We start from the raw sequence: 11406 nt of genomic DNA, 5'->3' as shown, positions 1-11406 counted from the left end.
ATGATGGTGGCTACAAAGAAAGTATCACTCTTTCTTATCATCACTCTTAAGTCGAACATACGTTTTGAACTTCTTTTTCATAAGCTTATCGACGTATTGCGTCATTTTCACTTTTTGTGAAATGGCGTCATCTAAAGCATCAACTAATTCAGCTAACATATCCAAGTAGTATTTGGTGTCGCGAATAACATTGCCTTTAGGTGTCATGATAGTTTGGCTTTCAGGGTGGTCAGCAAAGCCCATATGCTCCGTCACTTCTGCGCCCGTTTTGTCAGGCTCAAACATTTCGGCTTTCACTTCTTCAATTACTTCGTTTACCGCGTCCGCGTCCAAGCTCTCTAGTTCTTCTAAAAAGCCATAAAGCATTACCCTGTCCATAAGGGTATTAATTTTTCGAGGAATGCCCCGAGAGAACATGTGAATTCGTTCAAACGCCTCTTCACTGAATAACTGTGAGCCGTTCCATCCCGCGTGGTGCAATCGGTACTCAATGTATTCTTTGCACTCTTCCAATGAAAGCGGAGCGAGATGGCAAGACGCTACAATACGTTGCCTAAACTGCTCCATATTCGGTGCGCGTAAAATAGGCTGCAGTTCTTCTTGCCCCAGCAAAAAGCTTTGAATCAACGGTTTGCCGTTCAGCTGAAAGTTACTCAGCATTCTTAATTCTTCAATGGTCTCTAACGGAAGGTTTTGCGCTTCATCAACCAATAGTAAGGCGCGGCGACCCGCTTTGTTTAGATCGTATAAGAAAATTTCAAGCGCTTTTAAAATATCGGCTTTTGAGCGACCTTCCGTGGGGATATCAAATTTAGACGCGACCATTTTTACCAGTTCGTCTGGCGACAGCTTTGGCGTAACTATTTGAGCTGCCGCAATGTCGTCTTCAATTTCTTCAAGCAAGCTGTTTGCTACGGTAGTTTTCCCGGTTCCAATTCCGCCGGTAATAACAATGAACCCTTCAGCTTGAGAAAGTCCATACTGTAGATAAGACATGGCGCGTTTGTGCCATTTACTTGCGAAGAAAAATTCTGGATCTGGGGTTAACTGAAACGGTTTCGAGTTAAGTCCATAATAACTTTCGTACATGCAATTTACCGTTTTTCCATTAAAAATGTGAGTTCGAAAACATGAGTGCGAACACGTGAATTCGAAACAGCGCGCTTATTCTCGTATATATGGTAACCAACATCGCGCGATTATCGAAGTAATATATTCACGCCGAGTCCTAAGGGCTGGTTGATCTATGTTGTACAGCAAAGGTCAACAAGCACTAGTTAATTCTGCTAATATAAAGCTACGAGAAATTTCTATACATTGAATTACATTGGCACAAAGTATACCAGCCAACGAAGGCAATACCCACCAGGGAAGAACAAAAGCTACGTGGTATCTCTACTTAGTTGAAAATAAGCTTGGCCAACTCTACACAGGAATTACCACTAACCCCAAGCGCCGCATAGCGCAACACCGAGGAGAGTTAAAAGGGGGCGCCAAGGCCTTAAAAGGTAAGGCACCACTGACCTTTAAAGCCATATTCGAAATGACTGACAAGTCACATGCCTCAAAGCTTGAATATGAGGTAAAGAGAATGAGCCGCCCTCAAAAAAACGGGATTATTCGTAAAGGGCAACTCAATGAGCTAATGTGTATGAAAACCCAATTTGAAGATTAAGACATTGGGTTGAGTTAGGTTCGTTATCCAGAAAAGAGTATTCCCCTACCCGCCTAAGACACCGTTAATGATCATGGCGTTTCCTATGCTAAGGGTAAACCCAAGTGCAGCTACACCAACGTTATGCTGTTGGTCGACTTCCTGCCGGAAATTCATGCCAAATAAAATAATTTTTTTGCTCGCTAGTACCAAAATATGAAGTGCGATTGCTAGGCCAACACTAACAACCAGCCAACCTGTTATATTGCTCACGTAGCCTGATGGGTTATAAATGAGTAAATTCTTCGCTGCCGACACAATCATAGCAGTTCCAAGTAAATTACCAGTGTGCTCGATAGCGAGTGCTAACTGCCCCTTCTCTAGCGCCCCTTGAAATGAGTCGTTTTGATTATCTCTAGCATATCTAAACTCTAAAATACGCGTCATAACAAGCAACATGGTCAGAACCACGGTAAAGCCGGTCACAATAGCAATGATTGCGTTCATGTCGCTGCCATCAACCCACACCATAATATTGCGTAAAACAATTGCGCTTGCCACCAAACTAGCCGCATCAACCAGCGCCACACTCACACTCCTTTCGGCAATCATCGCATGCGTATCAACTTTATTAAGTACTAACTTATCGTGAGCGAAGCGTCCGAACTTCACCAATATAATGCCCACAATGCCGAAAGTTACCATTCCAATCGCCGCTTCTTTATAACCCACGCCAATATGACGGCCAACAACCGAGCTCAATACTATGCACAACGACAGCATGCCTCCCGCAATGCTTATCCCAAATGCGAAATTATCTTTAACACCCAGTTCTTCTGTTACCGAGTATTTCCTAAATGCGCCTGTCAGCCACTTCATAATCATTAGCAGTACTAACGCAATTGCGACATCCATAGCGAGATATATCAGCAGTTCTTGCGTTAGAGGTACTAGTTTTACTAAGGCTTCCACGTTATCTTTGCTCCTTGAACACACAAAGTTCTTCTGATTAGTTTTTGATGTAGTTTCGAAAAATCAGTGATGGCTAATTGAATAGCGTTCATCTAATACAAACTTGTACAACGATGACATCGAACTTGTTCAGATTTATTTTAGTTAGGGCTAAATGACCTGTAGATCACACCCTGGGTTAGCAGGCACTTAACCACATTGAATGCAGAGCTGCACGTTAGCGCACTTAGCAGACCTTGTTTTGAGTACTTGCAATGCAATTGTGAGTATTCAACCGTAAAACACGAGCGATATCTCATAAGACGCGAGCATTATGCCAACAGACAACGAAAATAGCATGACAAACGTAAAACTTGCCGAAAAATTTTGGCAGCAGTTGTTAACAGCGCCAGCAATTAGCGAAAGTGACAGAGCCGTAATTGAGGCTCATTGTGAAAAACTAATGCTCTCCTTCACGCGCTCCTCTTTCTTGGCTGAGACATTGATTCAAAATCCTTCATTTGTTTCTCGCATCGTTGAGCATTATCAACCCCTTGAGAAAAGTGAAACGCTTCAATCTCTTGGCAATACCATGTCATCTGACTATCTCGCAAACCTAGACAATGAATTGCACACCGTTGCTAGCGAAGATGACTTACTGCAAGTGTTGAGGGAATTTAGAAATAAAGAGATGGCGCGGATTACTTTCCTCGACGTTTTGAACAAGCAACCCATCGAAATATCACTTATGCAGGTTTCAGCATTAGCTGATGTACTTATTAACGGTGCGTACCACTGGCTTTATCAACATTTAGCAGCGCGCTATGGAAAACCACAAAGCCATAACCAAGACATGCACATGTATATCTTGGGTATGGGGAAATTAGGAGGAAAGGAACTCAACTTTTCTTCTGATATCGATTTAATTTTTACGTACCCGGAAAAAGGCGAAACCCAAGGTGGTCGAAAAAGCGTTGAGCATCAGCAGTTTTTTACCAAACTCGCGCAAAAACTAATCCAAGCATTGAACAAAGTGACTAATGACGGTCAAGTCTACCGCGTTGACATGCGTTTACGCCCCTTCGGCGATTCTGGCCCCCTTGTGATGCATTTCGCGGCACTTGAAGATTATTATCAAGACCAAGGTCGACACTGGGAGCGCTTTGCCATGGTAAAAGCGCGGGTGATTAACGATGATAATTCGCAAGATGTGAAATGGTTAAAGAGCATTTTACACCCATTTACTTTCCGTCGTTACTTAGACTTCACCACATTAGATGCCCTTCGTAACATGAAAAAGCTGATCGCCACAGAAATACGCAGACGCAGACTGAGTAACAATATAAAACTCGGCGCAGGTGGCATTCGTGAAGTGGAGTTTTTTGCCCAAAGTTTTCAGCTGATTCACGGAGGACGAGAGCCAGCATTACAAAGTAAGTCATTACTTCGCACGTTAGATGCATTAACTGAACTCGATATAGTCGAACGCGACGTAACGCAACAGCTAAAAAGTGACTATCTATTCCTAAGAAAAGTAGAACACACGCTTCAACAAGCACAAGATCGCCAGACCCAGACTCTTCCTGAGTTACCTTGGCAACAAGCTGCGCTTATTGAAGTCATGGGTTTTGATTCTTACAGTGAATTTTTAGTGCATTTAGATACTGTAATGGCGCGTATTCATGCCCATTTCAACGAGTTAGTAGAAGAGTCTCATGACACGCACTCAGAAGAAGACCAGCTTTTCACTGCCTGCCAAGATGCGTGGCGTCTTGCATTGCAAGAGGATGAGTTTACTGAAACCTTTGGCGAATACCTGTCTGCCAGCGATATTAAAGGCATATATTCTATTCTTGTCGCCTTCAAGGATAAGCAACGCAATTATCGCATAGGCCAAAAAGGTGAAGACACGTTAAATAAATTGCTTCCCGAAATTTTGTATGTGCTCATCAACCAACATCCAAACTACATCCCTCAGGTACTCGACCGTTTACTCGGTGTTATAGAAGCGATTACAGGCCGAACCACTTACCTTGACTTACTACTTGAAAATCCGGATGTACTAAAACAGTTAGTAAGGCTATGTGAACGAAGCGACTGGATTGCTCAAGAAATTAAGCGCTTCCCGTTACTACTAGACGAACTACTCACGCCGTTATACCTCGGTCAGCAAAATACCGATATCCATACCAGCAAGCAGGAATATCAGCTGGAACTGCGTGAAATCATGCTTCGTATTGAACAAGACGATGTTGAAATGCTTATGGATGGATGGAGGCAATTCAAACTTTGCCAACAGCTTCGCATAGCCGCCAGCGACATCAGTGAATCACTACCTATAAACAACGTGAGCGATAAGCTTACGGTACTAGCTGAAGTGATATTGGAGAACGTAGTAGATGCTGCCTGGATGCAAATGCAACAGCGCTATGGCGTTCCAGCACACCTAGAGGGAACTGACAAAGGATTTGCCGTTATCGGCTATGGAAAACTAGGCGGGTATGAATTAGGTTACGGCTCAGACTTAGATTTAGTGTTTTTGCACAATGCCCCTCGCGGAATAAGTACAGACGGTAAGAAGTCTATTGAAGCACAACAGTTTTACATTAAGTTAGCGCAGCGCATCATGCATCTTCTCAATACGAAGACGTTGTTTGGACAATTATACGAAACCGACTTGCGTCTACGCCCTTCTGGCAATGCGGGATTGTTATGTTGCCATATCGATGGTTTCGAGAAATACCAGACCGAAGAAGCATGGACTTGGGAACATCAAGCGCTGGTTCGTGCAAGAGCCATCTGCGGAGACCCACGTCTTTTGAATGACTTCACGCAGGTAAGAAATTCCATACTAACTCGATCTAGAAACGCTAAAACGTTGGCTGACGATGTGTGCAAAATGCGTTTAAAAATGCGGGAGCACTTGCTTTCAAAGGCCAACGACAAGGTAGACTTAAAGCAGTGTGTAGGTGGTATTACCGATATTGAGTTCATGGCTCAATATCTTGTACTCGCTAATGCAAAGTCACAGGCTGCCATGACAGAATATCCTGACAATCTTCGCATTTTTGACGCCGCAGCTAAGAGCAACATTATTGATGTCGCCACTGCGCACAAACTGCAAAAGGCGTATTTAAAGCTGCGAGAGCAATACCACCATTTAACGTTAGCTGATACCAAGTACGCAGATCGGAGCGAAGAACTAGATGCCATACGAGAACAAGTAACCATTCACTGGAATGCACTATTTGGCACGTGTAGCGGCTAGGCGATGAAGCTTAACCTCTAACCAAACGACAGTTGGTGGTGAGAAATTCTGTTTCTTGAGCAGTCACCACCAGCGAGCGTTGCTCTGCACATAAATATGCTTTTACTTGCCCTTCAAAACTACTGTCTATGGCACTGGCAATTTTAGCAAGCGATCCTGCAACCGTGTTGTCCAATTGAAACTGGTGCTTAATAACAAAGTCTTGCTCCAGGTTCCATATCACCTGCATGCCTTCAGCTTGAGCGTATTGCGAAATAGCTTCGCGCAGTGTGTTCCCTTCCTGGAACGTGCGGTATTTATGTTCGCCGGTCCAATTCTTTTCAACCGGACGTGTTTGGCTAGACATTTGTGCAAGCTTGTTGTCTAAATTAGTGTCAACGCCCGCAATATCCAGTACAAAGTCTCCCTGCTCATCTTCTGCTGGGTCAGTAGCAGACATACGGAAGTCTCGATAGAACTCACTTAACCCACGTGATACAGACTTTTCTTCCGCTTGCCCTTGCGGAACAGGCTCTTGGTCCTGTGTTTGAAGCATGTAAATGAGTACGCCAGCAATGATCACGAGCACTGCTGCTATGCCAATTTGCTTTGCCCAAAACGATGAACTTGAATAACTTGTCTGTCCCATACCTTACCAATGTGTAGCCACTTTTAATCGAAAATCAGCTTATGCTATGTGTATGAACTTAAGCATAATTCTTCTATTTTAGTCTACCTTCGAACGGAAAGCCTATTATTCTATTTATCTAATTTTCATCGCTAGGTGTTTATTCATACTCAGCTATAGTGATTTATACAGCGATTCAGGGTTACCTTCCGGTCTGGTTTTAAATCGCTTGTGCATCCACAAATAGCTTTCTGGCTGTTCTTTAACCGCAGCGTCTACATGTTGATTCAGTAATGTTAGTGCTTCAGCGTCTTCCATATCGCCTAACTGAGAAAGCGGTGGATAGATTTTAATTTTGTAACCGCGTTTGGTGTATTGCGACGTGATGATCATTGGCTCAGAGTGACTACGTCGAATAAACATCAGCGTTGCTGTAGTTGTCGCGGTATCTTTCACCCCACCAAATGGCACAAAGATACTTTGTTTCGGGCCATAATCCTGGTCGGGCAAATACAAACAAAGTTCTTTATCGTCAAGTGCAGCAAGTAAGGCTTTTGCGTTGCGCTTATCAATCATGTATTTGTTCGAGCGGTTTCGCCCATGATACTGAAGGTAATCAACGAGAGGGTTGTTGTGTTTGCGATAAAACGCGATGCTTGGACGGAAGAAGCCAATACCTCTACAGGCAAATTCCAGATTCATATTGTGAAGTGCCATACCAAAGACACCTTTGCCATTTGCAAGGGCCGCTTCAACATGCTCAGTGCCTTCAATCTCAATGGCTCGTTTTACGCGCCAGCTAGGCCACCACCATCCCATAGCAGTTTCAAATAGCGCCATGCCTGTACGCCGCACATTTTCTTTGTAAAGCGCCTCTACTTCACTGGCGGAAAGTGTAGGGTTCCAGAGCGTCAAGTTACGCTTTGCGACTTTTGCCCGTTTAGGAACAATTAATGCGATAAGTTTACCGGTACCGCCACCGATAGCGCGTATCACGGGTAAAGGCAACCATGTAATCGTATAAAGAACGAAAACACCTAACCATACAGGCCAAAACTTAGGGCCTAAAAATGCTAGTTTAAATTTAGGAGCTTTAATTGCCGCCGCCAATGTCTGTATCCTTTGAACCGAAGTGGGCGGCATTGTAGCAGAAGGTTTTTGGTGGGGCTAATTGAGACAGACAGCCCACAGTGCCCTTGCGATAAATAGAAGCGCTTAAGCAGAGAGAGCCCATACTTGCTTTCTCTGCTTAAGAAACATATTGCTTGTTATCAATACAAACTGAAATCAGGTCACTAATATTCTTTATCGATTTGCTTCAACTTTTTCTCAAACGATTCATATTGTTCTTTTGAGTCATAGTCAAAATGGTATTGATTGTGAAAGCCGAACTGCAGCTTCACATTAACGTCTTCAATGTAAAGCGTATAGCCATCGTGATCTGTAAACGCAGTGATCCCATTAAGCTTATACTGTTCATCTTCTTTCGCGCCATGCTGGCGGATCTTGTCGAAAACCTGAAGTAAGAACTTGCTGTCTAATTCGTTTTTCATTGTAAATCCATTGTTGAGAATTTATCTATTTTTACACAATCAAACGATTTTTGGATTTATCTAGGGCCTATATTTAAAACGACTATGCGAGTTAATAACTACAACCTAAAAGTTGTAGCGAAAACCTAAATTTACAATATGCGCAGAAAAATCATCTTTGCCACCAAAGTAGGTGTATTCCACGCGTACCATCGACTGTAAGCCTAAGTAGTAATCGAAGCCTAACCCAGCTAATCCTGCGATAATTGTGTCATCGTATCCACACACAGCGGCTTCTGGGCCACAGGTAGAGCTATCTATCGACGCGTGCTCAATGTCAACGCTTGCCACGCCTAATTTATAATACAGCTCACCTTTCTGGCTACTCGCTTTACCTAGTAACGCCAAATAAGGGCCTTTAGATGAGATTGATTGTTCGTCGTTATCTGTATCAATAAAAGAGATATAGCCACCTTCTACATACCACTGACGGTGAAATTGATAGCCTAAAGCAGCTGAATAGCTAATATCAGACTCATTATCTATTTCAGTATCTACGTTGCCAAAGCCAATATTTGCCACTGCATATCCGTTGGCTGATGCTAGTCCAGAAAAACCCAAGCTTGTTATAGCTGCACTTCCAATAAGGAACTTAGCGAAAAATGATGAAAGACGGCGCATTTTAATTACTTCTCCATGTTAAAGAACGCTCACTATAAAAGACAATGCCTCTGATTAAAACGAACAAACAGAGTTTAGATGAATACAGTTAACTGATAGCTACACGAACAAGCGGTTTTATACCAGTCCGCATAGATAATTTCCCACACAGCGAGAGGTAAAATGTTCGTAATCGCGGCGTGTTACCGCAGGTATAGTGGTTCTACATCAAGGTGACACAACAACCAGAGCGTTTTTTGACCATTAAATATCAGCAATGTTAATCCCTTGCATCACACTTTCGTATAAAAAATACGCAGACAGTTTATATAACCACATGATTATTTGATAATTTTTACAAAATTTGATCTTTTTTAAATTAGGTGTAGTATTAACCTAAACAACTGGTCAGATGAGCGGATGAGTTATTATGAGTATCAGAACTAGCTTAAAGAAAGTATTACCCCCAATTTCAATCACAGAGCAAGAAGCCTTAGATGCAGGCGACGTGTGGATTGAATCTTCTATTTATCAGGGTAAGCCTGACATGCAGGCGCTACGCGATATCCCTCAGGCAAAACTGAGCGCAGAAGAACAAGCATTCATGGACGGTCCAGTAACCGAGTTGCTGAACATGATCGATGATTTTGAATTAGGCAACGGCAAGCACATTCCTCAGGACGTTTTAGACTTCCTAGGTAAGAACCGTTTCTTCTCGATGATCATTCCAAAGAAATTTGGTGGTCTTGAGTTCAGCCCGTATGCAAACTCTACTATCGTTGCCACTATCGCAGCGAAAAGCGGTGCAATTGCAGTAACCGTAATGGTCCCTAACTCATTAGGTCCAGGCGAGCTTCTTATGCACTACGGTACAACCGAGCAGCAAGATTACTGGCTACCTCGTCTAGCAGACGGTCGCGATATTCCGTGCTTCGCGCTTACCAGCCCTGAAGCAGGTTCTGACGCAGGTGCTATTCCTGACGCGGCTATCGTGACTAAAGGCGAATTCAACGGTGAAGAAGTGCTTGGTTTACGCGTAAGCTGGGACAAGCGCTACATTACACTTGCACCAATTGCTACCGTACTAGGTCTTGCGTTTAAAGTGTTCGATCCAGACCAACTACTTGGCGACAAACTAGAGCTTGGCATTACTTGTGCTCTTCTACCTAAGTCTCACCCAGGTGTTGAACTAGGTAACCGTCACGACCCAATGGGTGTGCGCTTCTACAACGGTACTACTCGTGGTCAAGATGTGTTCATTCCTATGGACTTCATCATTGGTGGTCAAAAGAACATTGGTCGTGGTTGGCAGATGCTAGTTAGCTGTCTAGGTGCAGGTCGTGGTATTTCACTTCCAGCAATGGGCGTAGCGACTGCACAATCTGCATTTAAAGGCACGGTTGAGTATTCATTCGTACGTGAGCAGTTTGGTCTTCCAATTGGTCGCTTTGAAGGTATTCAAGAGAAAATGGCAGACATCGCGGGTAAGACGTTCTTACTTGAGGCGATGCGTGTGTTAACAACTGAAGGTCTAGGCTTAGGCGTGAAGCCATCAGTAGTCACCGCTATTGCTAAGTATCACATGACTGAACTAGGTCGTGATGTGATGAACTCTGCTATGGACATCCAGGCAGGTAAAGCGATTCAACGCGGACCTCAGAATACGTTAGCGGGCGGCTATGCTGCGCTTCCTATCGCGATTACGGTAGAAGGTGCAAACATTCTTACACGAAACCTAATGATCTTCGGTCAAGGTGCAATGCGTTGCCACCCGTACTTGAAAGACATGGTTGACCTAATCCACAGCAACGAAAGTTCAGCGGATGCAGAGTTCAACAAAGTACTTCGTAAGACGGTTGGCTTCAGCGTTAAAAATGCATTCCGCAGCCTAGGTAAGGGCTACCTTCCTTTCCTACGCGAGAGCGAATCTGCATTACCAGAAGTTCGCAAGTATGAGAAGCGTGTTAACAGCATCTCTGCAAAGCTAGCTCCACTTGCTGACTTGTCACTTGCAGTACTAGGCGGTGACCTTAAGAAAGCTGAGCTTTTATCAGCACGTCTAGGTGACGTAATGAGCTACCTATACGGTGCAATGGCGGCAATTCGTTTCTACGAGCAGCGCATTGAAGACAGAAAACTTGCGCTACCGTATTTCGAATACGCAATGCAGTGGTCTTTACAACAAGCGGATCAGGCAATTGTTAACTTTATCAACAATTTCCCGAACACGGCGACACGTGGTCTAATGCGTCTTCTTACAAATACCTACACCAACAGTGTTGCGGGTATCAGCGATGACCTAGTGCGTGAGCTTTCTATCGCGTCGATGCAAGATAACAGCGTGAAAGAGCAGCTTACTCACCTTGTTCGCGTTACGCCTGGAGATGGCAACGACATCAACGAGCAAGCGTTCAAAGCGAAGCACGCGGTAGCGCACCTTCTTGGCAAAGTGCAAAAAGCACTTCGCAAAGAGCCTGTAGTGCCGTTCATTTCTTTTGAACATGCACTCAACAAGCTTCAAGAAAAAGGCGTAGTAACGGCTGATGAAGCCGCTAAGCTTCACGACTATAACGAAAAGCGCAAGCTAGCAGTTCGTGTAGACGAATACACGTTCGATATGGAACTTGTTCCAGCGTCTCAAACGCTTAAAGCAATCGATGGCGGTCAAAACGCTGCGTAAACTGTCATAATTGCAGTAACTTGATTAACGAAGCCCCATCCTTGAGATGGGGCT

9 protein-coding genes are annotated in these 11406 nt (G+C 43.9%); 3 read left to right on the top strand and 6 right to left on the bottom strand.

Features of this window, described 5'->3' with window-relative positions; translation table 11 throughout:
• Nucleotides 1-24: 24 nt before the first annotated feature.
• Nucleotides 25-1089, bottom strand: a complete 1065-nt coding sequence (locus ACFI6J_RS09180) for an XrtA/PEP-CTERM system-associated ATPase (protein WP_462586051.1) — start codon at nt 1087-1089, stop codon at nt 25-27.
• Nucleotides 1090-1327: 238 nt separating this feature from the next.
• Between ACFI6J_RS09180 and ACFI6J_RS09175 the strand changes: the two genes are divergently transcribed.
• On the top strand, nt 1328-1675 hold the full coding sequence (locus ACFI6J_RS09175) for a GIY-YIG nuclease family protein (protein ID WP_061486279.1): 348 nt from the start codon (nt 1328-1330) through the stop codon (nt 1673-1675).
• 45 nt (nt 1676-1720) lie between these two features.
• Here ACFI6J_RS09175 and ACFI6J_RS09170 read toward each other — a convergent pair whose 3' ends face one another.
• Nucleotides 1721-2626: a DUF350 domain-containing protein gene (locus ACFI6J_RS09170; protein WP_061486281.1), complete on the bottom strand. Its 906-nt coding sequence runs from the start codon at nt 2624-2626 to the stop codon at nt 1721-1723.
• A gap of 313 nt (nt 2627-2939) precedes the next feature.
• On the opposite strand from ACFI6J_RS09170, the gene glnE reads away from it, so the two are divergent.
• Nucleotides 2940-5873 (top strand): bifunctional [glutamate--ammonia ligase]-adenylyl-L-tyrosine phosphorylase/[glutamate--ammonia-ligase] adenylyltransferase, encoded by a 2934-nt coding sequence (gene glnE / locus ACFI6J_RS09165; RefSeq protein WP_462586048.1) that lies wholly within the window; start codon nt 2940-2942, stop codon nt 5871-5873.
• Between the two features lie 10 nt (nt 5874-5883).
• Here glnE and ACFI6J_RS09160 read toward each other — a convergent pair whose 3' ends face one another.
• From ACFI6J_RS09160 to ACFI6J_RS09145, 4 genes are all read right to left on the bottom strand, one after another.
• On the bottom strand, nt 5884-6501 hold the full coding sequence (locus ACFI6J_RS09160; RefSeq protein ID WP_462586047.1) for a TcpQ domain-containing protein: 618 nt from the start codon (nt 6499-6501) through the stop codon (nt 5884-5886).
• A 153-nt stretch (nt 6502-6654) separates the two neighbouring features.
• Entirely contained in the window at nt 6655-7590 is a 936-nt protein-coding gene (gene lpxL / locus ACFI6J_RS09155; RefSeq protein ID WP_014950254.1) for an LpxL/LpxP family Kdo(2)-lipid IV(A) lauroyl/palmitoleoyl acyltransferase, read from the bottom strand.
• A 185-nt stretch (nt 7591-7775) separates the two neighbouring features.
• Complete coding sequence (locus tag ACFI6J_RS09150; protein ID WP_014950255.1) at nt 7776-8033, bottom strand: DUF3081 domain-containing protein; 258 nt, start codon at nt 8031-8033, stop codon at nt 7776-7778.
• Between the two features lie 105 nt (nt 8034-8138).
• Nucleotides 8139-8693 (bottom strand): outer membrane protein, encoded by a 555-nt coding sequence (locus ACFI6J_RS09145; RefSeq protein WP_014979895.1) that lies wholly within the window; start codon nt 8691-8693, stop codon nt 8139-8141.
• Nucleotides 8694-9102: 409 nt separating this feature from the next.
• On the opposite strand from ACFI6J_RS09145, the gene ACFI6J_RS09140 reads away from it, so the two are divergent.
• Nucleotides 9103-11352 (top strand): acyl-CoA dehydrogenase, encoded by a 2250-nt coding sequence (locus ACFI6J_RS09140; RefSeq protein WP_014950257.1) that lies wholly within the window; start codon nt 9103-9105, stop codon nt 11350-11352.
• The last annotated feature ends 54 nt before the right edge of the window (nt 11353-11406 follow it).

Source organism: Alteromonas sp. G4i13 (assembly GCF_054960505.1).
Note: the sequence above shows the minus strand (reverse complement) of the source record. Positions and strands in the feature narration are given on the sequence as shown.

Bases quoted from the DNA above. Each gene is read 5' to 3' on its own strand.
- ACFI6J_RS09180 (WP_462586051.1), bottom strand. From the start codon at position 1,089: ATGTACGAAAGTTATTATGGACTTAACTCGAAACCGTTTCAGTTAACC.
- glnE (WP_462586048.1), top strand. From the start codon at position 2,940: ATGCCAACAGACAACGAAAATAGCATGACAAACGTAAAACTTGCCGAA.
- ACFI6J_RS09160 (WP_462586047.1), bottom strand. From the start codon at position 6,501: ATGGGACAGACAAGTTATTCAAGTTCATCGTTTTGGGCAAAGCAAATT.
- ACFI6J_RS09150 (WP_014950255.1), bottom strand. From the start codon at position 8,033: ATGAAAAACGAATTAGACAGCAAGTTCTTACTTCAGGTTTTCGACAAG.
- ACFI6J_RS09145 (WP_014979895.1), bottom strand. From the start codon at position 8,693: ATGCGCCGTCTTTCATCATTTTTCGCTAAGTTCCTTATTGGAAGTGCA.
- ACFI6J_RS09140 (WP_014950257.1), top strand. From the start codon at position 9,103: ATGAGTATCAGAACTAGCTTAAAGAAAGTATTACCCCCAATTTCAATC.